This is a genomic window from Acidobacteriota bacterium, from assembly GCA_039030395.1.
Taxonomy (GTDB): Bacteria; Acidobacteriota; Thermoanaerobaculia; order Multivoradales; family JBCCEF01; genus JBCCEF01.
In genome coordinates, this window is record JBCCEF010000010.1 from 128,591 (window position 1) to 151,590 (window position 23,000).

The following is a 23,000-nucleotide window of genomic DNA, read 5'->3' on the forward strand; positions in this document are numbered from 1 at the left end:
CGATGCGCGTCGGCGTTGCCGGAGTCGGTTCGTTGGGTTACCACCACGCCCGCATCCTGGCGTCGATGACCGGCGTCGAGCTGGTCGGGGTGTTCGACCAGCAGGCCGAGGCGGCGCGGCGGGCGGTGGAGGACCACGGCACCCGCGCCTTCGATCGCCTGGCAGACCTCGCCGGGGAGGTGGAGGCGATGGTGTTGGCGGTGCCCACCGTCGCCCACGCGGAGCTGGGCTGCCCATTGCTCGAGTGCGGGGTTCACACGCTGGTCGAGAAACCGATGGCGACCAGCCTCGAAGAGGCCGATGCCCTACTGGCGGCGGCCGCCGGATCGGCTGAGCGGCCGGTACTGGCGGTGGGCCATGTCGAGTTTTACAACCCGGCGGTGCAGGCGCTCCTCTCCGTGGGCGAACCGTCGCGCTACATCGAGGTGCAGCGCCTGTCGACCTTTTCGCCGCGAAGCCTGGACGTGGACGTGGTGCTGGATCTGATGATCCACGATCTGCAGATCCTCCATGCTCTAGACGGCAGCCCGGTGGCGGAGATCCGCGCCACGGGCATCGACGTGCTGTCGCCGCGTATCGACATCGCCAACGTGCGGGTAGCCTTCGAGTCCGGCGCCGTGGCGACGCTCACCGCCTCGCGGGTGTCGTCGGAGCGGATTCGCAAACTGCGGGTCTTTCAGACGCGTAGCTACTTCTCCCTCGATTACCAGAAGCAGGAGATCCGGGGCTACCGTCTCGAAGGCGACGACGAGGGCCGAGAGATCGTGCCGAACGACCTACCGACGGAGTACCGTGAGCCGCTGCGGGCGGAACTGGAAGCCTTCGTCGCCGCGTGCCGCGGCGAACCGGTCGCCTACGTGGACGGCATGGAGGGCCGCCAAGCCCTCGCCTCCGCCCTGGCGGTGACCGAAGCGATGGAAAGAGGGAATCGATGAACGGCGACGACATTCGCATTGGGGTGGTCGGTGGCAGCGGTCTCTACGACATGGAGGGGCTTCAAGATCTCGAAGAGCGGCGCCTGTCGACTCCCTTCGGCGAGCCGTCGGACGCCTACTTGGTCGGCCGGCTGGACGATGTGCCGGTGGCGTTTCTGCCGCGCCACGGGCGCGGCCACCGGCTGCTGCCGACGGAGGTCAACTACCGGGCCAATGTCTTCGGATTCAAGCTGCTGGGGGTCGAGTGGCTGATTTCGGTGAGCGCCGTCGGCTCGATGCGACAGCGCTATGAACCCGGCCAGGTGGTGGTGCCGGATCAGTTCTTCGACCGCACCCGCCACCGGGCGGACACCTTCTTTGGCGAAGGTCTGGTGGCCCACGTTTCGCTGGCCGATCCGGTGAGCGCCGCCCTCGCCGAGGTGCTCGGCGACGCCTGCGAGGCGGTCGGCGGCACGGTGCACCGCGGCGGCACCTACTTGTGCATGGAAGGGCCACAGTTCTCGACCCGCGCCGAGTCGCTGGTCTACCGAGGCTGGAATGTGGACGTCATCGGCATGACCAACCTGCAGGAAGCGCGGCTGGCCCGGGAGGCGGAAATCTCCTACGCCACCCTCGCCATGGTGACGGACTACGACTGCTGGCACGAGAGCGAAGAGGACGTGCAGGTGGAGGCGGTGATGGCGGTGCTCAAGGCCAACGCCGTCCTCGGTCAGCAGACGGTGCGCCGGGCGGTCGGGCGTTTGGCGGCGGTGGACGCCCCGCGGCCGGACTGTTCCGACGCGTTGCGCTACGCTTTGCTGACGGATCCGGCGGCGATCCCGGCGGCCACCCGTGAGAAGCTAGGGCCTCTGATCGAGAAATACCTCGATCGCTAGTCCCCCTCAGGAAACCGAATCCATGAAGCGTGTACTCGTCACGAACGATGACGGGGTCTTCTCGGAAGGCATCCGTCAGCTCGCCAAGTCTCTGGAAGGACTGGCGGAGGTCCTGGTGGTGGCGCCGGACCGCGAGCAGAGCGCCACCGGCCACTCCCTCACTCTGCACCGCCCGCTGCGCCTGCGCAAGCTGGAGGAGGGTTGGTACACGGTGGACGGTACGCCCACGGACTGCGTCAACCTCGGGGTGCTCCACCTGTTCAAGGATCACCGGCCGGACCTGATCGTTTCGGGCATCAACTTCGGCGTCAATCTGGGCGACGATGTGACTTACTCGGGCACCGTCAGTGCCACCTTCGAGGGGGCTTTGCTGGGCATTCCGTCGGTGGCCTTCAGCCAGACCATCAGTGAGCCCTTCTCCTTCTCCCATGGCGCCGCCTTTGCCCGCAGGATGGTCCGCCAACTGCTGTCGCAACGGCTCGCCAAAGACCTGCTGCTCAACGTCAACTTTCCCTCCGGACCGCTGCGCGGCGTGCGCATGACCCGCCTCGGCAACCGCAGCTACGAGGAAACCGTCGTGCGCGAGACGGATCCGCGCGGCCGCGAGCATTTCTGGATTGCCGGCACTCCGGTGTGGGAGGACGAAGAGGGCACGGACCACGCGGCGCTGGTGGACGGCTGCGTTTCGATCACGCCTCTGCACCTGGACTTGACCGACTACGGCGGCATCGATCGCTTCGCCGGCCTGGCCGCCGTTTTGGCCGAGACGGTCGCCGAATCGGCTTCGCCGGCCGCCGCCGATGAAACGTCTCCCCCTGGGACTGAGGACTGATGCCCGACTACGACTACCTTCGCCGGCGGATGGTGGACAAGCACCTGAAGCGGCGGGGCATCGAGGACCCGCGGGTGCTCGATGCCCTGGGCACCATTCCCCGGCAGGACTTCGTTCCGGGGGAATTGGCGGCACAGGCCTACGGCGATCACGCCCTACCGATCGGCGCTGACCAGACCATCTCGCAACCGTGGGTGGTCGCCCGCATGACCGAAGTGCTCGACCTCGACGCGGAACACTCGGTTTTGGAGATCGGCACCGGCTCCGGCTACCAGACGGCGATCCTGTCGCTCCTTGCGCGGCGGGTTTACAGCCTGGAGCGGGTGGCGGAGCTGGCCCGCCGGGCGATCCGCCGCATCCGCGCCCTCGGCCGGATCAACGTCAAGATCCAGATCTTCGACGGCACCGTCGGCTGGAGCGAGGTGGCGCCTTTCGACCGCATCATGGTCACCGCCGGCGCGCCGGCGGTGCCCAAGCCGCTTCTCGACCAGCTCGCGCCGGGAGGCAAGCTGTTGATTCCCGAGGGGGGGCGCGAAGGACAGCGGCTCACTCTCTATGTCAAAAACGCCAAGGGGCAAGTTTCCCGCCAGACCGGCGACGCGGTGACCTTTGTACCCCTCGTCGGCCGCCATGGCTGGCCTGACGGCAAGAACCCACGGAATACCTGAGATGGACACCCTACGCTCCTGGATCGGTGGCCTGAAGGCCATGCTGATGGACCTGTGGCATTGGATGGAGGGCTTCGCGGATAGCCCTCACGGCGGCAGCGCGCTGTTTCTCTTCGCCTTCGCCGAGTCGAGCTTCTTCCCCATTCCGCCGGATGTTCTCCTCATCCCTCTGTGCCTGGGGGATCCGAGCCGCGCCTTCTGGTTCGCCGCTCTGTGCTCGGCCGGCTCCGTCCTTGGCGGCATGGCCGGCTACGGCATCGGGCGCTGGGGCGGCCGGCCGCTTCTGCTGCGCATGTTCAAGGCGGAGCGCGTCCGCGCCGTCGAGGCCTACTTCGACCGCTACAACGCCTGGGCGACCGGCATCGCCGGCCTGACTCCCATTCCCTACAAGGTGTTCACCCTCTCCGGCGGCGCCTTCGCCATCAACTTCAAGGTGTTCGTCATCGCCTCGGTGTTGTCTCGCAGCCTGCGGTTCTTCAGCCTCGCGACGCTGATCTATTTTTTCGGCGAGCCGATCCGCGACTTCATCGACCACTACCTGGACTGGCTGAGCCTGGCCTTCGTGGTGTTGCTGATCGTCGGCTTCTGGTTTGTCAGTCGCCGGGCCCGGGCGGTGGCGCGGCAGGGTGAGGCGCCGCCGGTTTCCGACCCGGGCGAGACGCCGACCTCATGAGCGATTCCTCGGCGCGGGAACAGCGAACCGTGCGCTGGATCATCGAGGGGCGGGTGCAGCGGGTGGCCTTTCGCGCCTTCACCCAGCGGACCGCCCGCGAACTCGGCGTGGTCGGGGCGGTCAAGAATCTGCCCGATGGCACCGTCGAGGCGTTGGTTCGAGGTACTCCCGAGGCCCTGGCGACGTTGCGCGCCCAGGTGGATCGGGGACCGCGTCTAGCGCGGGTCGATCGAGTGACCGAATCGCCGGCGGTGCTGCCGGAGGACCATCGGACCTTCGAAATCGTTCGGTAGCGTTCGATTTCGTCGTTTCAACCCATCGAAGGACACCCATCATGAACGACCTCAAGGCCCTGATCCGCGAGATCCCGGACTTCCCGAAGCCGGGGATCCTTTACTACGACATCACTACCCTGATCGCCGACCCGCTGGGCCTGCGCAAGACCATCGACCGGTTTACCTGGCGGTTCGCCGGCCAGCGGGTGGACAAAGTGGTGGCGATGGAGTCGCGCGGCTTCCTCTTTGGCCCGAGCCTCGCCTATAGCCTCCACGCCGGCTTCGTGCCGGTGCGCAAGGCCGGCAAGCTACCGGCGACGACGGTAGGGGAGAGCTACGCCCTGGAATACGGGGAAGACCGACTGGAGATCCACGAGGATGCGGTGCACGAGGGCGAGCGGGTTCTGATCATCGACGACCTCCTGGCCACCGGCGGAACGGCGGCGGCGACGGTGCGGCTGATCGAGTCCCAGGGCGCCGAAGTCGCCGGCTTGGGATTCATCGTCGAACTCGAGTTCCTGGCCGGGCGAGGGAAACTCGACGGCTTCCAGGTCGAGTCTCTGATCACCTATTCCGAGTAGCGCGGCACCTCACCGCCGCCGGACCATTCCTTTGGCCCGGCGTAGGCTGGTGAGGGCCGTTTCCCACCACCAGCCGAAGCTCACGGCGAGCCACAGGCCGACGGCGTCCGCCGGATCGCGCCGGCGCCGGGCGCGGTCGAGCCAGGATCGGTCCAGCCAGGGTTCCGAGGCATCCCCGAAGCGTTCGAGCAGTCGGTCGAGACGGTCGCCTTCCAAGGACCGCCAGAACAGCGGTGCGAAGCTGGTCTTGCCCGGCCGCTCGAGGATCGCGGCCGGCAGATGGTGGCGGAGTGCCCGGCGGTGCAGGGGGCGAGAGAGCTCGCCACCCCGCAGGTCTTCCACCGGCAGACGGAGCACCAGCTCGATCAGCCGCCGATCGCGATACGGGTAGCGGACTTCCAGGCCGTGTCGCGCCGCGAACCAACGCTCCACCCCGAAGCCGTGGCCCGGCCCGGCGCCGAGGAGGGCGGCGAACTGCGTCGGCCGGCGAGCGCGTCGGCCGCTTGGGGGCCAGGGCGTGGTGGCGCGATAGAGCGCCCAGGGCGGCGGCGACGGGGGTCGCCAGCGAGCCGCCCAGCGGGGCGGCAGCAGCGCCCGGGCGAGTGGGCGGGCGGAATTCGACAGATGAGTTCCGAGGGAGAGGCCCGGGGCCGGTTGCAGGTGCGCCGCGAGACTCGCGCCGGCGGTTCGCAGGCGGCCTTCCCGCAACTGTTCCCACAGCCACCGCTCGCCACCGCTCCACAACTGATCCCCGAGCATGCCGGAGAGCAGCACTCGGGCGCCCTTGTCGGCGACGGCGCGGTAGGTCCGCTGGTGGAACCGGCGGTAGGGGTTCTGTTCCGGCGTGGCCGGATGGAGAGGCCAGGAACCCAGGTCGAGGGGACCCTTCGGCGGCCCGGCCCGGTCACAGGACACCGGCAGCAGTTCGATCCTCGGGTCGGCAACGAGTGCCGGCAGATACTGGCGTTCATCACAGCCCGGGTACTGGTCGAAGGCCCAGGTGGCGGCGAGGAGCGATCGCCGCGAGGCCTCTGCGGCGAGGGCGGCGATGGCCGTCGAGTCCAGTCCACCGCGGAGGGAGATGGCGGTGCGGGAGTTCGCCGCCAGGCGGCAGCGCACGGCTTCGGCAAGGACCTCCCGGTAGCGCTCCGCGCGCTCGTCGGCGCTGCCCCGGAGGAGGCGCGGCCTCGCCTCGAAAGGCCAGAATCGATGGATCCGTCGACCTGCCGCTGGACCGTGGGCGGTGAAGGCGCGGACCTCGCCCGCTGCTACCTGCTCGATGCCGCGGAAGAAGGTGCGCCGGCCGTCCGGTTCGGCGAGGGCGAAGAGCTGGGCCAGGCGGTCCGGATCCGGATTGGCCGCGACGTGCGGATGGAGGAGAAGGGCGATTTCCTCCGACGCCACCAGAGTGCGCTCGTCGGTCGGGTGGAAGAACAGATTACGCCCGCCGAGAGGATCCCGCGCCAGCAGCAGCCGGTGGCGGCGGCGATCCCACAGAACTACCGCCAGCGGTCCGAGGAGGTGGTCGAGGAACGTCTCCTGCCACCGATGGTAGGCGGCGAGCAGCAGGTCGCCGATGGCCGCGTCGTTTTGCAGATCCAAGGCCGCGGCCAGTTCCCTTCGGTTGTCGACCCGCCCTTGCCAAAGGACGATCGCCGCGCGGTCTTCGGCCGGATGAGGGTGGCCCTCGGCGGTTCCGCGGGGGAAAACCTGGCCGGCGGCGAGCCGGCCGTCGCGCCAGATCGCCTGCTTCCGGTGGCGGCGCTGGAACGACCGATGACCGCCGCCAAGGGCATGAAGCATCGCGGCCAGCTCGTCGGTGACCGCTCGCGGACCGGAGGCGAGGGCGTTGGCGCGGTGCAGCACCAGGGCGAGCGCCCGGCGACGGATGGACGGGGCCTGGGCGAACGGATCCGAAGCGTGCCGAAGGACCTCCTGCGGCGCCGCCGCGGAACGGACTTCAGGAGGCGCCGAAGGAGAGTCGCCCGCGGCATCCGTGGGCGAGGGAATGGCGATGCCGTGCCGCTGCGCAAGGGAAGTGGGCGCCGGCTTGCTCAACGATCGCCGACGGAGAGGGCCGGATCCCCCAGCAGCGTCCAGCCGAGGAGGATGTCCGCCTGTCCCGGCCGCCTCGCCGCCAGCTCTCGCTTCGCCAGGATCAACGCTTCGCCCACCGTTCGGCCGGGCTTCTGGAAGAGTTGCTCGACCAGGAAGGGGGCCAGGTCCCGTTCGACCCCGCTCTCGGTGAGAGTGGCGGCGCCGAGCACCGCGGCGGCCCCCTGACCGCCGGCGAGCAGGAAACGGTGGCCGAGGGTGTCGAAGCGGGGCGCGACATGGTAGGTGTTCCAGCAACCCCATTGAGCCACCACCATCGGCCATTGATTTTCCAGATGGTCCAGATCGGCGGCCCGGAAGAGGCCGTCGAAGGTCCAGGCGGTGGGTCCCGAGTGACCGATATAGGTCACTAGCGCCGGGCCGGCGTCGAGGCCGTCGAGCAGGCGGGTGCGGGCCTCGCCGACGGCTTGGTCATCGAGCAGGACCCTCTCCGTCGGCCAGTCGGTGGGCAGCCGTCCGGCCGTCCGGTCGGTGGCGTCGGCGAACGCGCCGGAAGGCTCGGAGTCGGCCGCCAGCAGGGCGCCGGCGGGGGTCTGGGGATAGGCCAGGGTCTTGGCGAGGACCGTCGCCAGCTCCTCCTCGGAGCGCACCGGCAAGCGGCCGACGGGAATCTCCGGAACACCGTCGCCGTCGAGATCGCCGTACACCGAGTCCACCGGAGCGAAGGTCACCAGCGCGTCCGTTCGCCGGTAGGGCGTGGGAATGAAACTGAGGCTGCCGAGGCCCAGGTGGTCCAGGTAGTCGTAGGTGTCGCCACCGATCAGCAACACGTAGCGCACTCCGAGGGCCGGAACCGCCTCGGTCAGGTACCGCTCGATCGCCGCCGGATCCACCACGCCGCCGGTGTACTCCTGGTAGAGGTCGAAGACATCGACCACCTTGGTGTCGAGTCCCTCCCCCTGGCGCGCGGCGAGTAGATCGTTCAGGCCGGTTCCGGCGGGGTCGGCTAGGAACGCCGGGTGGGCGATGGCGATCCAATCGGCTCGACCGGTCAACAGGTCGTCCACCGCCGAGCGGGCGGCGGTGACGGCGGGGGTCTTGAAGGTTCGCGGGCTGATGGCGAGGAATTCCTGCCGGCTCCCGCGGGAGTTGCCGAACACCACCCGGTGGCCGTCGAGGGCCGCTTCGATGCGCACGCCGACGAGCTGCGCCAACTCCCCGTCCTGCCAAGTGAAGACCTCGATGTCCGGCGAGGAGAAGCCGCTGACGGCGAGCGCTTCCCCGGCACTGTCGGGGGCGCTTTCGAGGCGAAGGAGATCTTGCCGCGCCCGCAGATTGCGGCGGTAGCGGAGGGCGTAGCCGTCGATGTGGATCAGATCGAAGTCGAATCCGGTGTCGCCCGGCAGCGCCACGGTCAGCAAGTTGGCGCCTTCACGGACGCTACCTGGGGACAGTGGAATCTCGTAGCGGCGTGCTCTGAGGCCGTCGAAGCGGTCCTCGGCCACCACCTCACCGTTGAAGGAGAGCACGAGATGGTGATCGAGGGCATCCCCCGGCCAGTCGGTGACGCCCCACAGATCGACCTCCAGGGTCGCTCGCCGGTTGGGGACGAGGGAATCCACCGGCAACTCGAAGGTCGCCTCCGCCGGCGCCCGGCGGGCGAGGAGAGCGGTTTCGAACCACGGATCGCCGTTGGGCGAAGCGAAGCTGTACTGGCGCTGCCGCTCGATGGCGACTCGCTCGCTGGCCTCCTCCGTTGGCCGGCGTGGGTGGGGAACTCCCCGCAGGCGCGGCAGCACACGCGCCCGGCGTGGCTCCTGGCCGACGAAATAGACGTTGGTGTCGGTGTAGAGGCTGTCGTCGATCGCTTCCCCCCAGAAGACAATGGACGAGCCCGGGCCGAACGAGGAACCGCCGTCCACCCGGCGCGGCACGGCGCCGTCTCGGGCGCTCCACACGGCGAGATCTGAGGCCGGTACGCCGGACAGGTCGACCCCAGCGCGATGCAGATCCTCGAAGGTTACCCGGTAGATTCCGGTCTCGGAAAGACGCAGTTCGGCGCGCTTCTCGCTGGCCTTCCGGGAGCCGGCCCGGACCGCGTTCTCTGCACCGCTGCGTACGGCGGCCCAGTCGATCGGCCGGGGGTGGACCTTCTCGCCGTAGCTTTGGCCGATCTCGAAGGGACCGAACCAGGACTCCTTGCCGGTATGACCGACCTCCGCCAGGAAGACCCAGTCGCTCACCGGTGCCGAGGTTTCGAAGCGGTAGAGGGTCGGTTCCAGGCGGTCGAGGCCGGCCGCCGGGATGAGGGCCGGATCGAGACGGTTGCCGTTCTCGTCATAGAGATGAAATCCGACGTTGCCGGTTTCCGTTTCGGTCTGCCATTCGAAGGTGGTGAGGGTACCGCCGCGATCGCTGGCGAAGGCCGCCAGGGTCACCGGTAGGGAAGAGATGGTGACGCGATAGTCCTCCACCTCCCCATCGTCCTTGCGACCGGTCGGCTCACCGGTGCCGAGGCTGTCGGTGGTGACGCGGAAGCGGAAGTAGAAGTCGCCGCTGTTCGCGCGGTCCGCCACCGGCACCGTGAAGGTGAGGAGGCAGTTGAAGACGCCGCCGCCGGTGTCCGTGCAGGCCGCGTTGCTGCCCGCCGCGGGGACCGTCACGCAAACCGCCTCGTCGGAATCGAAGGCGCCGTCTTGGCCGGAATCGAACCAGCCGCACAGGTTGGCCGCCGCGCCGCTGTTGTTGGTCGCTGTCACCGGTACGATGTAGACACCGTCCGCAGTGGAAGCCGGTGGGAAGGCCGCTACGCCGTCCTCGTCGAGGCCGTCGCCGTTGGCGCCGTTGTTGTCCGTGCCGGCGGCCACCGGCTGGCCGTCGCCTTCGCCGTCCGGTGGCGTGGCGCCGAGGTAGAGTTCCCGATCGCCCAAAACATGCCGTGCCCCGCCGGCCAGAGCCGTCGTGTAGCTGGCCGGAGCGTCGCCGAAGTCGTAGGCACAGAGCACGAAGTCGGCGATGCCGATGAACTGGTCGGCGGCGAAGTTGGGGAAGTCGCCGGAGAAGTACTCGAGGGTGAGCTCGCTCAGCGGCCCGGCGATAAAGAAGCGCGGGTTGTTGGTGGTCGCCGTCGGGGCGGCGGTGACGTCGCCCTCCCAGATCTCGCCCACCAGGTCCGGGTCGGTACCGGCGTCGGCGTCCTGGGTCTGGTAGGGGATGAGGTCGCCGTTGGCGTCCCTTGGCCGGATGCGGACCAGGTCTTCGAAGCCGCCGTCTCCGTCGTTGGCGCCGGTCAGGAAGTCGACGTCGAGCAGGTCGAAGGTCAGGTCGCGGATCGGGGGATCAAATGTGAACACCGCCACCTGGCCGCCGCTCTCGTCGCCGTTGGTGTCCGGCGCCACCGCCGCTCCGACATCGAAGCCAAACCCGTAGTAGCCGGCATGGCCGCCCTGGGAGGATGTCCGGGTGACGAAGGCCCGATCGGCGATGGCGTAACCGAAGTAGTCGGTTGCTGAGGTTTCGGTCAGGGTGATGTCCGAGAAGGTCGCCGAGGTGAAGGCCGCGATGTCGCCGTTGGTTCCCCAGTCGTAGGTGGTGGTGGTACTGCACGCCGTCGGTTGGGTGGTGCTCTCCTGGAGAACCAGGCGGGACGACAGGAAAGTGCCGTCGTCGGCGGCGAAGTCGTCACATAAGTACAGCGTCCAGGTGCCGTTCGAGGATTCACCGGCGAAGGCGGCCAAGCCGTTGGCGTCCACCTCTCGGTGGTAGAAGGGCGCCCCGGTGTTGTCGCCATCGCCATCGTCGACGGCGGTGACCTCGGCGTTCGGCGCGAACAGTACGTCGAGGTTGTCGTCGGGGTCGGCGGCGGTGTTGTTGAGGACCGTCGCGCGAGTGCCGGCCGGCGATTCGAGAACCGCCACCACATCTTCCCGAAAGGTGTGCGTATAGCGCAGGCCGAGGGCGACCCCGGCGAGGGTGAAGGTGTCCGCTACCGTGAAGGTGCGGGTGAGCGCCGGACCCGGTGGACAGTTGACCGTTGGATTGTCGTCCACGGTGGCGCTGGTGAAGGGAATCGTGCCGGTGGTGGTGTTGTCATAGGTCCGGATGACGGTCTGCCCTTGCACCGAGCTGGCGAGGAAAGCGAAGGCGAGCAACGCGATGGTGCAGATGAACCTTCGAGGAACCGCAAGCAAAGTCCACATGAGAATCCCTCCTAGGATCGAAACACCAAGGGATTTCCGCTCTCGCCGACGCCGGCCGACGGTCCGAGAGTGAGGGAACGGATGTCGCCGTGGCGCAGCAGACAGGCCTCTCGCTGACTTCGTCCCGAGGCCATGAAGCGCGTCACCTCGTCTCCTTCGAGCCAGGGCCTTGCCGGCGAATCCTCGGGCGGGTAGGCGGACGGCGGCAAGGCACCGGAAAGGAGGCCCGCTCGCTCGAGACACTGGAGGAATTTCTCCACCTCGGCGCGGTCGACCGTGCCCTCTAGGGCCGCTTCGGCGACGCCGGCTTCGCCCGTCCACAGGCCATCCCACAGGCGAGCCGCCAGGCCGACAAAACCGAAAAAGGAGCCCGATTCGAGATCCAGAACCACCCGTTCGTCCACCCCAAGCTGCTGCACCAAGAGATCCGCTCGAGGCCGAGGAGCTGAAGCCGGTATTTTCATGAAGCCTCCAAGTAAGCCTGATCGAGACAGTCCGGGCGATGGGGATAGATCCACCGCGACACCAGGACTTCCGGTTGTTGGACCACCTCGCACAGCGTTGAGAACCAAACCCGGCTCAATTCGAAGCTGAGCAACGACCACGGCACCGTAGCTAGCAAGAGGGCCGAAAGGGCGGCGGCGGGCGGGAGTTGCATGGTGCGGAGGTCTCCTCCTGCTCGACCCTCCGGTTTGAGGACGTAGGCTCGCCGCAGGGCGAATGGCCGTTCCCCGGCAGCAACTCCGGCGGGCCGCGGCGGAGTTGCCGAGACCTTGAGCTGTGGAAAATCAACTAGCGCCTCGAGGTCGCCGTGGGGAGTTTGCCGGAAGGGCAGCAGGTCGTCCGCCAGGCGGCGCCAACCGCGGCGGGCGAAGCTCGCCGCAAGGGTCGACTTGCCCGCCCCGCTCTCGCCGAGAAACAGGACCATCTCGTCATTGCGGAAGACCGCGCTCGTGTGCAGGCAGAAGACCCCGTGAAGGGCCAAGGTCAAGAGCAAGGGAGGTCCCAGGAAAGCGGCTTCGAGGCTGCGCTCTTGGGCTCCGGGTTCGGGACCCAGCAGGGAGGTTTCGGCGGCGCCCCTTCGGCCGGTGAAGGAACCGACCCCTTCGATCCACAACTCGAAGGACCGGCGGGATGTCCAGCGAGCCCGGCAGTGGCGAAGGCGTCCGTCGACCAGACCCATACACGCTCGCTCCTCGGGGCTCGGCGAGATGTCACCTCGACCTAGAGGCGCCGTTTCCCTGGTGGCTGGCCGCGCTTCATCTCCCCTGGCAAGGGACGGCAGTTCCAGGTTGCTTCGAAAAGCGACTCCCGCAACTTCGTATCTCAAGTGAGGAGATCCCCATGGGATAGACTTCATGTTAGCAATCATAGCGTAAGGCATTAAAAATAGAACTACTAGAGAAAGCTTACATACTCACCTCCATCGTTCGGCTATACTACCGCGGGCCGTTAGCTCAGCCAGGTAGAGCACCGGACTTTTAATCCGATGGTCGTGGGTTCGATTCCCTCACGGCCCACCATCGCCGGATCGTCGCATCGAGTTCTCAAAACCACCGCCGGGCAGGCGCTGGACTGCTTCGTGTTACAATTAAGAAGTCCATTTTCCGCCCCAGGGAGGCAATTCTCTTGGGCATTCTGCGGGTATTTATGGGTAGGAGAGAGGCTATGGAATCCCACGTTGACCGACTCGAAGCGGCGGGTGTGATGAACGCACAGGTTCTCACCGACAAGGAGAAATCGCTGATCAACGACCTGTCCGATCAGGAGGTGGAGACCCTCATCAACATTCATCGCAAGCTCGGCCCTCTGGTCAAGGGGCGAGATGACGCCCAGCCAGCGATTCCGATCTAGCGAACTCGGAACTCCGTTTTCACCGCTGCAGCTCTCGCCGGCGCTCAGCCCGGAGAGGATGCTCTCGGTAGTCGTCGCCCTGTCGTCGTTTGTTTAGGTTCGCGTCGAGTGGACGTATTGTCTCTTGGGGAGATCGACTTGAATCAGGAGGAAGCATCCATCGACCGAAGTGCGGCGCATGGAGCGGTGCTGCGGCAAAAGATCCGCCTCGCCGAACCTTGGCTGGCGGCGGTGACCGAGGAATTCTGGAACCACCCGGACCTCAAGCAGATGCTGCCGGAGTTCTTCGCGCGGGTTTACGCCTCTTCGACGTCGAGCATCGAAGCGATGCGCGTCGCTCTCGAGCGGAGCGAGGTTCTGGCGGCGCGCGGCGATTCCATCGCCGCAGTGCTCGCGACCTACCTGGAAAAGCACATCGAGGAAGAGGTAGAGCATCCGGAGTGGTTGCTGGCGGATCTGGCGGTGCTGGGCTACGATGAGCCGGCCGTTCGGGAGCGTTTTCGCTCTGCCGCCATCGCCTCCCTCATCGGCCCTCAGCTCTACTGGATTCGGCACGTCCATCCGCTGGCCCTGCTCGGCTTTTTCGCCGTGCTGGAGGGCCTCCCACCCACCCTGGAGCACATGGACGAGGTCGAGGAACGGACCGGTTATCCGCGCTCCGCCTTTCGCATGATGCGGTCCCACGCCACCCTCGACCTCGAGCATGCAGATGAGCTTTTCGACCTGCTTGACTCCTTGCCCTTGTCCTCGGACCAGGGGTCGCTGCTCGCGATGAGTTCCTTCACCACCCTGGAGAGAGTCTGCGGAGTGTTCCATGAAGTCCTTCAGCTTCGGAACCATGGAGGAGACTGAAGGCATACCGATAGCGCGGCCGCCGGACGAAGGCCAGCGCACGATGGTGGGCCGAACGGTCGCCCACTACCGAGTGGCCGAGCGGATCGGCAAGGGCGGCATGAGCGTGGTTTACCGCGCCGAGGACATCGACCTCGGGCGTTCCGTCGCGATCAAATTCATTTCCAGCCGCTTGACCACCGACGAGGCGGCCAAGCAGCGCTTCACCCAAGAGGCACGAGCCGCTTCCGCCCTCGACCACCAGAATATCTGCACTATTCATCAGATCGGTGAATACGAGGGGCGTCTCTACCTGGTGATGGGGCACTACGGGGGGCAGACTCTAGGGCAGAAGCTGCGCCGAGGGTCGGTGACCGTCGACCAAGCCCTCAATATCGCTTACCAGGTGGCTTCGGGCCTCTCCCGGGCGCACGAGGAAGGCATCGTCCACCGCGACGTCAAGCCGGGAAATCTGATGATCACGGAGCGGGATGAGGTCAAGATCCTCGACTTCGGCATCGCCAAGCTGGCGCGCTCCCAGCCGGGCCTCGACGCCCTGACCCAGACCGGCATGGTCCTCGGGACGGCCGCCTACATGTCGCCGGAGCAGGCCTCCGGTCAAGAGGTCAACGAGCAGACCGACATTTGGGCCACCGGAGTGGTGTTGTTCGAGATGTTGACCGGCCAGAAGCCCTTCCAGGGTCCCCACCCGGCGAAGGTGATCCACTCGATCCTGTACGACCTACCGGACGACTCTCTGCTGCCGTCTCAGCTCTCGCCGGCGGTGAAGAGGATCCTGGGGCGCGCCCTGGCGAAGGAACTCGGCCACCGCTACGGCCGGATGAAGGACCTGCAGGCGGACCTCGCCCTGGCGATGAACGAGGGTACGGTCGATCCGACGGCCGGTCTGCCGGCGACCCAGGCTTTCCCCAACGTCAACCGGTCGATCGTCGTTCTGCCCTTCGAGAACCTGTCGGCGGATCGCGACAGCGACTATTTCAGCGACGGTCTGACGGATGAGGTGATCACCGACCTGTCGAATATTCGCGCGCTGCGGGTGATCTCCCGCACCTCGACCAATCGACTCAAGGCGAGTACCGACGACCTGCGCACCATCGCCCGCTCGCTGAACGTCCAATATGTACTCGAAGGCGGCGTTCGGCGGGCCGGCGACAGCCTGCGGGTGACCGCCAAGCTGATCGACGCCACCACCGAATCGCTGCTGTGGGCGGAGAAGTATTCCGGCACTCTGGAGGATGTTTTCGCCATCCAGGAGTCCCTCTCTCGCAAGATCGTCGAGGCTCTTCGGGTGACCCTGAGCGTCGAGGAAGACCGCAAACTGTCAGAGCAGCCGATCAGCGACGTCGAGGCCTACGAGTTCTACCTGCGCGGCAAGCAGGAAGGCCATCGCTACACCGAGGAAGCGCTGGATCGAGCTTTGGCCTACCTGCAGAGCGGCCTGGCGATCGACGAGACCAATCCACTGCTCGTCGCCACCCTGGGGCACGTCTACTTCACCTTTGTCAATGCCGGGATCAGCTCCGATCCGATCTACCTGCAAAAGGCTGAGGAGTGCGCCAAGCGCTCTTTCGAGCTGGAACCGGAGTTTTCCCACGGCAGCCGTCTCCTGGGGGTGATCCGGATTCTCCAGGGCAAGACCTTGGAAGGGGTCGAGTTGCTGCGCTCCAGCCTGCGGGCGAGCCCCAACGATACGGACGCCTTGGCCTATCTCGCCTCGTGCTACGGCGTTATGGGCCGGATCGAGGCGGCGGAAACGCTGGTTCGCCGGCTGCTCGAGATCGATCCGCTGACTCCGGCCTATCGCTGCTGGCCGGGAATTTTGTCGCTGATGAAGGGCGAGTTCGAGGCTGCGGTCGCGCCCTTTGCCACCAGCGTGCGGATGGATCCCAGCCAGCCAATGGTGCGGTGCCTCTACGGCCAGGCGGTGGCTCTCGCCGGCGACCGGGAGCGGGCGACGGAGATCTTCGAGGGACTGAGCCAGAGTATGCCGGAGAGTTTCTTCGCGTACATGGCTCAGCTTTACCTCCATGCTTTTCGCGGCGAGTCCGCCGAAGGCGCAAGGATCGTGCAAGAAGAGCTCAAGCCGATCGCCAGCGTTTCGGCTTTCTATTCCTGGAATCTCTCCGAGGGCTTGTCCCTCCTGGGGGAGCACGATCTGGCTTTGGAGTGGTTGGATCAGGCGCTCGCCAACGGTTTTATGAACTACACCTTGATCGGCGAGAAGGATCCGTTCCTCGAATCTCTGCGAGGCGACGAGCGCTTCGACGATCTGGTGGGCCGGATGCGCGAAGCCTGGGGAAACTTCGAGCTCTAGAAGGCTGCTGAGACGCCGCTTCCGTCTCTTCGCTGCCGCTAGAAACTCTCCCTGTTACGACGCCGATCCCCCTCCGCCGCCCTTTTCGCCTGTTGCAGGTGCAGATAGCGCAGCAGCTTGTGAAAGCCGCCGAGCATTTCCGTCATCGCCAGCTCTTCGGCCGGCGGTAGCGGGGCCTGCACTCCGAGCACTCGATACACGTCCGTTCCTTCCGCCACGCCGCGTGCCGGCAGGTGCCGGGGATAGGCCGTCGACGGCCCAAGATCGGACCGAGTGCCGGACAGGAGATGGTGGTCCCGCTGCTCCGCCAACAGCGCCCGGTGGAGATCCGCCAGGTCGGCGCCGAGGGCATCGAGAAGCTGCGACAGGGTATTGAGCGAAGGTCGTCGCTTGGACGTTTCGTACGCTGAGAGCATCGCCTTGGTGATTCCCGCTTCACGAGCCATTTCAAACTGCTTGAAGCCGCGATGTACCCGCAGTCGGCGCAGGGCCTTGCCGATGCCTTCGAAGTGAGAGGGCTCCGGATGAGCTTCGCCGGCCCCTCGGGCTTCCGCCGTCCCTTCGGTGCCGGATTTCGGTGGATCTGTCGGCCTCTGTCCCATGCTGATTCTCCTGATGTCTCTCTCCCGCTCTAGCCTGCCTTTCTCACCGGCAACCTTCTGCGAGTCCGTATGCCACCGAATCTGCTGCGTTATCCGCGGAACCTGCTTCTCGACGTACTGAAAGTACGCCTTCGGCGCAGAACCCACGGATGCCTTGCATCTTCAGCGACCTACGGCCTCTCGTTACGGTCGCCGGTGAGAAATCCAGGCTAGCGGGATGGTGGGGAGGCCTTTTCCGTGTTCGATCTTGCGAATCGGGACTCGGGGCTGGTTTCAGAGGCTGGTCGCCCACCGTGTTCTCGACTGTCTGAATTGTAGGCGTAAACAAGGCGTAAGTCAAGAGCGTAAACGAGCGGAAAACTCGGTTCCCCGCGAACCTCCATCAGCGGGTGTCGAGAAGGACCGCGGCGATGCGGCGGCGTAGCTCGCCGCCGCCTTCTTCGGTCTGTAGAAAGAAGTGGTCGCCGGGGAAGAGGCGGGTCTGGAAGGGCCCGGTGGTGTGCTGTCCCCAGGCTTTGAGGTCGGCGGCTTCGACGTCCGGATCCTCAACCCCGCCGTAGGCCGTCAAGGGAATGTCCAGAGGCGGTTCCGATCGGCACTCATAGCGCTCGTTGACGGCGAAGTCGGCGCGTAGCAGAGGCTCTAGGAGTTCCATCAACTCCGGGTGCTGAAGCACCGCTTCGGGGGTGCCGTTGAGGCGTCGGAGGCGGTTTCGGAACTCGGCGTCCGGTAGGGCGTAGATCGGCGGCTCACGCAGCGGCTGATGTGGTGCACGGTGGGCGGACATGAACAGGTGCCGGGGTGCCGGCAGGCCTTCGCGGCGCAGCCAGCGGGCCAATTCGAAGGCGATCAGGCTCCCCATGCTGTGCCCGAAGAAGGCGAAGGGCAGATCCCGGAACCAGTCGCGGTGACTCTCGGCGAAGCTTTCGACCAGTGGATCGAGGGCGTCGAAGGGTATTTCCTGGATGCGGTTCTCTCGTCCCGGAAGCTGCACCGGACAGAGGTCGACCTCCGGTGGAAAGTCGTCCGGCCAGCGGCGGTAGGTGGAAGCTCCGCCGCCGGCGAAGGGAAAGCAGAACAGACGCAGCCGGGCCGAAGGCCGGGACCGGCGGTAGGTGATCCAGGAAGGGCTCATGAGAATCAGGACTCCTGCAGGAAAGCTCGATGGAGGTCAACGGGTACTTTGGTCCGGGCGCCGGGTACTTCGCGCACCAGCCGCGGCACCAAGTAACCCGGCAATCGCGCCGCCATCGCGGCGACCAGGCCTTGGCCTTCGGCCTCCGGGACGTCGAAATGTGCCGCCCCGTCCACCGGATCGAGCAGATGCAAATAGTAGGGCAGGACGCCGCTCTCAAAAAGCCTCTCGGACAGCTCACTCAAGGTGTCGGTGTGGTCGTTGACGCCGCGCAGGAGGACCGATTGATTGAGGAGCGTGATTCCCCGTTGCCGAACGCCCTGAAGGGCTTGGGACACCTCATCGTCGATCTCCCGCGGGTGGTTGGCGTGGATCACCACCACCGGTTGCAGGCGCCGGTCTGCTCCGGCCAGCCAGTCGAGGAGGGCGTCGTCCACTCGCTCCGGTAATACCACCGGTAGCCGGGTGTGGACGCGCAACCGTTGGAGGTGAGGGATGGCGGCCAATTCTTCGGCCAGGTCGGCCAACCGCTCGTCCGGCAGCGACAGGGGGTCGCCGCCGGAGAGAATCACTTCGTGGATGGAAGGGTCGCCGGCGAGGTAGGCGACCGCCTCTTTCCAGGCGGCGCGTCCGATGCCGTGTTCGACATAGGGGAAGTGGCGCCGGAAGCAGTAGCGACAGTGGACGGCACAGGCCCCGGTCAGGGTCAACAGGGCGCGGTGGCGGTATTTGTGGAGCACTCCCGGGGCGGGACCGGAACCGATTTCGGCCAACGGGTCTTGGCCGTAGCCCGGCGCCGCGTGGTGTTCCCTCCGCACCGGCAGCACCTGGAGAAGCAGGGGATCCCGCGGGTTGCCCGCTTCCATGCGATCGACGAATCCACGCGGCACGCGCAGGGGAAACCCCGCATCCTTCGCCGCCAGGCCGACGTCCTCCGGCGACAGATCGAGCAGGGCGCACAGCTCCACCGGATCGGATACCGCCTCGGCGAGCAGGCGGCGCCAGCGGGGGAGCCGGTGCGGCCGGAGATTGGAGGTTGGGCGAGGTGTCCTTCGCGGTATCATCGGCAGAAAGTACCCTTTCGACTCAATCCTTTCAAGATCGTTTCTAGTAGGCGAGGAGAGTATGCCGAGTTACAGCACCAACGAGTTCCGGTCGGGACTCAAGATCCTGATCGATGGGGACCCCTGCACCATCGTCGAGAACCAGTTCGTCAAACCCGGAAAGGGCCAGGCCTTCGTGCGGGTGAAGTACCGCAACCTGCTGACCGGCCGGGTGATCGAGAAGACCTTCAAATCCGGAGAATCCGTGGACGCGGCGGATGTCCACGAGACGGACATGCAGTACCTCTACAGCGACGGCGAGAAGTGGTACTTCATGGTGCCCGACACCTTCGAACAGTTCGAGGCGACGGAGCGTTCGATGGCCGATGCGGCGCCCTGGATCAAGGAGCAGGACATGTGCTCGGTGACCATCTACAACGGTCAGCCGATTTCTGTGTTGCCGCCGAACTTCGTCGTTCTCAAAGTGACCGAGACAGATCCCGGGTTGAAGGGCGACACCTCCGGCGGCGGCAACAAGCCGGCCACCCTGGAAACCGGCGCGGTGGTGCGAGTGCCGCTCTTCATTCAGGAAGGAGAGTTGCTCAAGGTCGACACCCGCAACGGAACCTACGTTTCCCGCTCTAAAGAGTAGCAGCGCCGCTGAATGGGCGCTTTCGCGGATGATGTCACCGGCGCTGCAACTTGTTTATTTTCAGGGTTCTGGGCGCCCCCTCGCGCCTCCGGCGCTCACCCCATCCTCGGCGGCTCCGCCGCCGCCTCACCCTTCGGGTTCGGGATCTTGGTTCGAAGGGTCTTCTGAATCCGTGCCGCTGGGAGGCGGACCATGAGGTTGCTTGCCATCGCGGATCTTCATCTCCGCCATCAGACCACCCGCGAGGCGCTCGAAGCGCTTCCCGCCTTTCCGGATGACTGGCTGATCGTCGCTGGCGATGTCGGCGAGTCGGCGGACCTGATGCGCTGGACCTGGCGGGTGCTAGCGCCCAAGTTCGCCCGGCTGATCTGGGTTCCCGGCAACCACGATCTGTGGACCCTGCCGAACGATCCGGACACCCGCCGGGGCGAGGAGAAGTACCTTCACCTGGTGTCCCTCTGCCGCGAAGCCGGCGTTCTAACCCCGGAGGATCCCTTCCCGGTGTGGGAAGGCGACGGCCGGCGCTGTACCCTGGCGCCGCTCTTTCTGCTCTACGACTACACCTTTCGGCCCGACGACGTAGCGGCGGAGGATGCTGTCGACTGGGCAGCGGAAGCGGAGATCGTCTGCGCCGACGAACTGCTCCTCCACCCGGATCCTTACCCCTCGCGCCCGGCCTGGTGCGCCGCGCGCTGTGCCGCGGCGGAGAAGCGCCTGGCGGAGATCGAGGGACCCACGGTGCTGATCAACCACTGGCCTCTGCGCCAGGACATCCTCACCATCAAGCGGGTGCCGCGGTTCTCCATCTGGTGCGGTACCCGTCGCACCGAGGACTGGCACCGGCGCTTCGACGCCATCGCCGAAGTCCACGGACACCTGCACGTGCGCTCCACCCACCGCCGCGACGGCGTGTCCTTCGAAGAGGTCTCCCTCGGCTATCCGCGGGACTGGCAGCAGGAGCGCGGCATCGCCCCCTACCTGCGCCAGATCCTGCCGGTACCGGAAGGGTATGCCGATCTCCCGCCGCGCACCTTCCGTCACAAGGACTAGCCCTCCGGCCCGAAGGGTGCACCGCCCACCGGCAGCCGCATCCGACTCGGCCGGAAGGTGGTGGTGAAGATCGGGAAAACGGCGAGCCTATTGGTCCGGTCGCCTCCTCTCTGGTAGCTTCCGCCGATGTTCCTTTCTCTGAGCAAGATCCTTCCCGGAGTGCTGGTGGCGGTGGCGGTGGCGGCGATCGCCTCATTCCTCCACGGCCTCTTGCCGGTTGCCTTTGGGGACGTGCTGGGGGCGGTCATCCTGGCGGTGCTGCTCGGTCTCCTGGTCGGTAATAGCGGGTTCTTGCCCTGCTGGACCCAGCCCGGCCTTCGCTTCAGCTTCCATACCCTGCTGCGCATCGCCATCGTCCTGTTGGGGGCGCGTCTGTCCTTTCAGCAGGTGGCCGCCATCGGCGGCCGGGCGGTGCTGTTGATCATCTGCCTGATGACCCTCGCCCTCGTCGCCTGTTGGGGGCTCGGGCGCGCCGTCGGAGTTTCCCGCCGCCTGGCGACCCTGATCGGAGTGGGTACTGCCGTCTGCGGCAACTCGGCCATCGCGGCGGTGGCGCCGGTGATCGGCGCCGAAGACGACGAGGTGAGCTTCGCCGTGGCCACCAACACCCTGTTCGGCACTCTAGCGGTGTTCGTCTATCCGCTCCTCGGAGTGTGGGTGGGGCTCTCCGACGCGGCCTTCGGTACCTGGGCCGGCACCGCCGTCAACGACACCTCTCAAGTGGTCGCCGCCGGCTTCGCCGTCTCGCCGGAGGCCGGCCAGGTCGCGACCGCCGTCAAGCTCACCCGCAACGCCTTGATGGGGCCGGTGATCGTCGCCATGGGGCTGATGTTCAGGGCGGCGGCGGGAGCCGGTGAGGCGTCCTGGACAAAGCGGGTGAAACAGTCCTTGCCGCCCTTCGTGCTGGGCTTCGTGGCGATGGCGCTACTCTCCACCTTCGGAGCCTTCGATGCGCTCACCGCCGCCACCGGGTTCGACTGGGTGGTGGTCTTCACCGGCGCCTCCAAACTGCTCATTCTGGTCGCCTTGGCCGGAGTAGGCCTCTCCACCCGCTTCGCCGCCATGCGGCGCACCGGACCCGGGCCGCTGCTGGTCGGCTTCGCGGCGGCGACGGTCACTTCGCTGGCGGCGCTCGCCTGGATTTCCTGGATCGGCCCGGTGGGCTAGGACCCTGGCGGCCAGTCCCGCTGCAGTTCGCGGGTCGCCGTGAGGTGGGCCAGCAGCTCCGCGAAGGAATCCCCGCCCAGCTTCTCGATCAACGCGTCCGCCAACACCAGAGCGACCATCGCTTCGGCGATGACGCCGGCCGCCGGTAGGGCGGTGACGTCGCTCCTCTCGTACTGCGAGGTGTGCGGCTCCATGGTGTCGATATCGACGGAGGGCAGGCCGGTGCGCAGGGTGGCGATGGGCTTCTTATAGGCGGTGACGACGATGTCGGCGCCGTTGGTGACGCCGCCTTCGGTGCCGCCGGCGCGGTTGGTGGGGCGGTGCCAGCCGTCTTCGGTGCGCTCGATGGCGTCGTGGGCCTGGCTGCCGGGTCCGGCGCTGGCCGCCAGGGCGGAGCCGATCTCCACCGCCTTCACCGCGGGCACGGACATCACCGCCTGAGCCAGGCGGCCATCGAGCTTCTCGTTCCACTGCACGTGGGAGCCGAGGCCGATGGGAACGCCCCGGGCGATTACCGTGACGGCGCCGCCCAGGGTGTCGCCCTCCCCCTTGGTGCGGTCGACCAAGGCGACCATCTCGTCTTCGAGGTGGCGGTCGATGGCGCGGAGCGGCGATTCGTCGTCCACCCGGCAGATCTCTTCCCAGGTCGGCGTCGGCCGGCCGGCGCCGATCGGCCCGAGGGAGCGCACCCCGCTCTTGATCTCGATCCCTAGCTGCGAGAGGAGCATGCGGGCGAAGGCGCCGGCGGCCACCCGGCCGGCGGTTTCCCGGGCGGAGGCCCGCTCCAGTACGTCGCGCAGGTCGCGCCGGTGGTATTTGATACCGCCGGCCAGGTCCACATGGCCTGGCCGCGGCGAGTGCAGCCGCCGCTTGCCGGACATGTGCGGGTCCGTCGCGCCTGGGTTCATGATGGTCTGCCAGTTCTTCCAGTCGCGGTTCTCGATCCACAGGGCGATCGGCGAGCCCAGGGTTTCGGAATTGCGCACCCCGCCGCGGATCTCCGCCCGGTCCACCTCGATCTGCATGCGGCGGCCGCGGCCGTAGCCGTGCATGCGGCGGCGCATGTCCGACTCGAGAATGGCGAGGTCCACCGGCACGCCGGCGGGCATGCCGGTCAGCAGCACGGTCAGGCCGGGGCCGTGGCTTTCGCCGCCGGTGGTGAGCTGGAGTCGGCGCATGGCGGGGAAGGATATCCGCGCCGCGCGGCGCTCGCGTGGGCGACCGGCCGGGGTGAGATA

Annotated in this window: 21 protein-coding genes and 1 tRNA gene; 14 read left to right on the forward strand and 8 right to left on the reverse strand. The window is 66.8% G+C overall.

Annotated features, from left to right (window positions below; translation table 11 throughout):
* Window positions 1-2: 2 nt before the first annotated feature.
* The 7 genes from AAF481_11745 to AAF481_11775 are packed head-to-tail and all read left to right on the forward strand — an operon-like array spanning window position 3 to window position 4,839.
* A complete protein-coding gene (locus tag AAF481_11745; protein ID MEM7481839.1) occupies window positions 3-935 on the forward strand; it encodes a Gfo/Idh/MocA family oxidoreductase in 933 nt (310 codons plus the stop codon).
* Window positions 932-1,810, forward strand: a complete 879-nt coding sequence (gene mtnP, locus AAF481_11750) for an S-methyl-5'-thioadenosine phosphorylase (protein ID MEM7481840.1) — start codon at window positions 932-934, stop codon at window positions 1,808-1,810. The genes AAF481_11745 and mtnP overlap by 4 nt, the downstream gene beginning before the upstream one ends.
* Window positions 1,811-1,832: 22 nt before the next feature.
* Window positions 1,833-2,642, forward strand: a complete 810-nt coding sequence (gene surE, locus AAF481_11755; protein ID MEM7481841.1) for a 5'/3'-nucleotidase SurE — start codon at window positions 1,833-1,835, stop codon at window positions 2,640-2,642.
* The gene (locus tag AAF481_11760; GenBank protein MEM7481842.1) at window positions 2,642-3,310 is read left to right on the forward strand and encodes a protein-L-isoaspartate(D-aspartate) O-methyltransferase; all 669 of its coding nucleotides are present in this window, start codon (window positions 2,642-2,644) and stop codon (window positions 3,308-3,310) included. The genes surE and AAF481_11760 overlap by 1 nt, the downstream gene beginning before the upstream one ends.
* Before the next feature lies 1 nt (window position 3,311).
* Window positions 3,312-3,983, forward strand: coding sequence for a YqaA family protein (locus AAF481_11765; protein ID MEM7481843.1), 672 nt, complete (start codon window positions 3,312-3,314; stop codon window positions 3,981-3,983).
* Complete coding sequence (locus AAF481_11770; protein MEM7481844.1) at window positions 3,980-4,276, forward strand: acylphosphatase; 297 nt, start codon at window positions 3,980-3,982, stop codon at window positions 4,274-4,276. Before AAF481_11765 ends, AAF481_11770 begins: the two co-directional genes overlap by 4 nt.
* Window positions 4,277-4,317: 41 nt before the next feature.
* A complete protein-coding gene (locus AAF481_11775; protein ID MEM7481845.1) occupies window positions 4,318-4,839 on the forward strand; it encodes an adenine phosphoribosyltransferase in 522 nt (173 codons plus the stop codon).
* A gap of 9 nt (window positions 4,840-4,848) precedes the next feature.
* Here AAF481_11775 and AAF481_11780 read toward each other — a convergent pair whose 3' ends face one another.
* Genes AAF481_11780 through AAF481_11795 form a run of 4 tightly spaced genes read right to left on the reverse strand, consistent with a single transcriptional unit; the run spans window position 4,849 to window position 12,276 of the window.
* Window positions 4,849-6,897, reverse strand: a complete 2,049-nt coding sequence (locus AAF481_11780) for an asparagine synthase-related protein (protein MEM7481846.1) — start codon at window positions 6,895-6,897, stop codon at window positions 4,849-4,851.
* Window positions 6,894-11,093: a C25 family cysteine peptidase gene (locus AAF481_11785; GenBank protein ID MEM7481847.1), complete on the reverse strand. Its 4,200-nt coding sequence runs from the start codon at window positions 11,091-11,093 to the stop codon at window positions 6,894-6,896. The genes AAF481_11780 and AAF481_11785 overlap by 4 nt, the downstream gene beginning before the upstream one ends.
* Window positions 11,094-11,104: 11 nt before the next feature.
* Complete coding sequence (locus AAF481_11790; protein ID MEM7481848.1) at window positions 11,105-11,557, reverse strand: PqqD family protein; 453 nt, start codon at window positions 11,555-11,557, stop codon at window positions 11,105-11,107.
* Complete coding sequence (locus AAF481_11795; protein ID MEM7481849.1) at window positions 11,554-12,276, reverse strand: hypothetical protein; 723 nt, start codon at window positions 12,274-12,276, stop codon at window positions 11,554-11,556. Before AAF481_11795 ends, AAF481_11790 begins: the two co-directional genes overlap by 4 nt.
* 263 nt (window positions 12,277-12,539) lie before the next feature.
* Between AAF481_11795 and AAF481_11800 the strand changes: the two genes are divergently transcribed.
* From AAF481_11800 to AAF481_11815, 4 genes are all read left to right on the forward strand, one after another.
* Window positions 12,540-12,616, forward strand: a tRNA-Lys gene (locus AAF481_11800).
* Window positions 12,617-12,761: 145 nt separating this feature from the next.
* Window positions 12,762-12,947 (forward strand): aroma-sacti cluster domain-containing protein, encoded by a 186-nt coding sequence (locus tag AAF481_11805; GenBank protein ID MEM7481850.1) that lies wholly within the window; start codon window positions 12,762-12,764, stop codon window positions 12,945-12,947.
* A 138-nt stretch (window positions 12,948-13,085) separates the two neighbouring features.
* The gene (locus AAF481_11810; GenBank protein MEM7481851.1) at window positions 13,086-13,799 is read left to right on the forward strand and encodes an iron-containing redox enzyme family protein; all 714 of its coding nucleotides are present in this window, start codon (window positions 13,086-13,088) and stop codon (window positions 13,797-13,799) included.
* On the forward strand, window positions 13,762-16,113 hold the full coding sequence (locus AAF481_11815; protein MEM7481852.1) for a protein kinase: 2,352 nt from the start codon (window positions 13,762-13,764) through the stop codon (window positions 16,111-16,113). The genes AAF481_11810 and AAF481_11815 overlap by 38 nt, the downstream gene beginning before the upstream one ends.
* A 38-nt stretch (window positions 16,114-16,151) precedes the next feature.
* Here the strand turns inward: AAF481_11815 and AAF481_11820 are convergent, their stop codons facing one another.
* The 3 genes from AAF481_11820 to epmB form a co-directional block, all read right to left on the reverse strand.
* Complete coding sequence (locus tag AAF481_11820) at window positions 16,152-16,715, reverse strand: helix-turn-helix transcriptional regulator (GenBank protein MEM7481853.1); 564 nt, start codon at window positions 16,713-16,715, stop codon at window positions 16,152-16,154.
* Window positions 16,716-17,097: 382 nt separating this feature from the next.
* On the reverse strand, window positions 17,098-17,850 hold the full coding sequence (locus tag AAF481_11825; GenBank protein MEM7481854.1) for a thioesterase domain-containing protein: 753 nt from the start codon (window positions 17,848-17,850) through the stop codon (window positions 17,098-17,100).
* 5 nt (window positions 17,851-17,855) lie between these two features.
* Window positions 17,856-18,914 carry an EF-P beta-lysylation protein EpmB gene (epmB, locus tag AAF481_11830; GenBank protein ID MEM7481855.1) on the reverse strand — a complete coding sequence of 353 codons (1,059 nt, stop codon included), beginning with the start codon at window positions 18,912-18,914 and terminating at the stop codon, window positions 17,856-17,858.
* A 61-nt stretch (window positions 18,915-18,975) separates the two neighbouring features.
* On the opposite strand from epmB, the gene efp reads away from it, so the two are divergent.
* The 3 genes from efp to AAF481_11845 all read left to right on the forward strand — a co-directional run bounded on the left by efp (window position 18,976) and on the right by AAF481_11845 (window position 21,762).
* Window positions 18,976-19,545 (forward strand): elongation factor P, encoded by a 570-nt coding sequence (efp, locus tag AAF481_11835; GenBank protein MEM7481856.1) that lies wholly within the window; start codon window positions 18,976-18,978, stop codon window positions 19,543-19,545.
* Window positions 19,546-19,737: 192 nt separating this feature from the next.
* Window positions 19,738-20,595 (forward strand): metallophosphoesterase, encoded by an 858-nt coding sequence (locus AAF481_11840; protein ID MEM7481857.1) that lies wholly within the window; start codon window positions 19,738-19,740, stop codon window positions 20,593-20,595.
* 126 nt (window positions 20,596-20,721) lie between these two features.
* Window positions 20,722-21,762, forward strand: coding sequence for a putative sulfate exporter family transporter (locus AAF481_11845; protein ID MEM7481858.1), 1,041 nt, complete (start codon window positions 20,722-20,724; stop codon window positions 21,760-21,762).
* Here the strand turns inward: AAF481_11845 and aroC are convergent.
* Window positions 21,759-22,940 carry a chorismate synthase gene (aroC, locus tag AAF481_11850; GenBank protein ID MEM7481859.1) on the reverse strand — a complete coding sequence of 394 codons (1,182 nt, stop codon included), beginning with the start codon at window positions 22,938-22,940 and terminating at the stop codon, window positions 21,759-21,761. The two genes, AAF481_11845 and aroC, sit on opposite strands and share 4 nt — an antisense overlap.
* Between the last annotated feature and the right edge of the window lie 60 nt (window positions 22,941-23,000).

Bases quoted from the DNA above. Each gene is read 5' to 3' on its own strand.
- AAF481_11745 (MEM7481839.1), top strand. From the start codon at position 3: ATGCGCGTCGGCGTTGCCGGAGTCGGTTCGTTGGGTTACCACCACGCC.
- mtnP (MEM7481840.1), top strand. From the start codon at position 932: ATGAACGGCGACGACATTCGCATTGGGGTGGTCGGTGGCAGCGGTCTC.
- surE (MEM7481841.1), top strand. From the start codon at position 1,833: ATGAAGCGTGTACTCGTCACGAACGATGACGGGGTCTTCTCGGAAGGC.
- AAF481_11760 (MEM7481842.1), top strand. From the start codon at position 2,642: ATGCCCGACTACGACTACCTTCGCCGGCGGATGGTGGACAAGCACCTG.
- AAF481_11765 (MEM7481843.1), top strand. From the start codon at position 3,312: ATGGACACCCTACGCTCCTGGATCGGTGGCCTGAAGGCCATGCTGATG.
- AAF481_11770 (MEM7481844.1), top strand. From the start codon at position 3,980: ATGAGCGATTCCTCGGCGCGGGAACAGCGAACCGTGCGCTGGATCATC.
- AAF481_11775 (MEM7481845.1), top strand. From the start codon at position 4,318: ATGAACGACCTCAAGGCCCTGATCCGCGAGATCCCGGACTTCCCGAAG.
- AAF481_11785 (MEM7481847.1), bottom strand. From the start codon at position 11,093: ATGTGGACTTTGCTTGCGGTTCCTCGAAGGTTCATCTGCACCATCGCG.
- AAF481_11790 (MEM7481848.1), bottom strand. From the start codon at position 11,557: ATGAAAATACCGGCTTCAGCTCCTCGGCCTCGAGCGGATCTCTTGGTG.
- AAF481_11795 (MEM7481849.1), bottom strand. From the start codon at position 12,276: ATGGGTCTGGTCGACGGACGCCTTCGCCACTGCCGGGCTCGCTGGACA.
- AAF481_11805 (MEM7481850.1), top strand. From the start codon at position 12,762: ATGGAATCCCACGTTGACCGACTCGAAGCGGCGGGTGTGATGAACGCA.
- AAF481_11815 (MEM7481852.1), top strand. From the start codon at position 13,762: ATGAAGTCCTTCAGCTTCGGAACCATGGAGGAGACTGAAGGCATACCG.
- AAF481_11820 (MEM7481853.1), bottom strand. From the start codon at position 16,715: ATGGGACAGAGGCCGACAGATCCACCGAAATCCGGCACCGAAGGGACG.
- AAF481_11825 (MEM7481854.1), bottom strand. From the start codon at position 17,850: ATGAGCCCTTCCTGGATCACCTACCGCCGGTCCCGGCCTTCGGCCCGG.
- epmB (MEM7481855.1), bottom strand. From the start codon at position 18,914: ATGATACCGCGAAGGACACCTCGCCCAACCTCCAATCTCCGGCCGCAC.
- efp (MEM7481856.1), top strand. From the start codon at position 18,976: ATGCCGAGTTACAGCACCAACGAGTTCCGGTCGGGACTCAAGATCCTG.
- AAF481_11840 (MEM7481857.1), top strand. From the start codon at position 19,738: ATGAGGTTGCTTGCCATCGCGGATCTTCATCTCCGCCATCAGACCACC.
- AAF481_11845 (MEM7481858.1), top strand. From the start codon at position 20,722: ATGTTCCTTTCTCTGAGCAAGATCCTTCCCGGAGTGCTGGTGGCGGTG.
- aroC (MEM7481859.1), bottom strand. From the start codon at position 22,940: ATGCGCCGACTCCAGCTCACCACCGGCGGCGAAAGCCACGGCCCCGGC.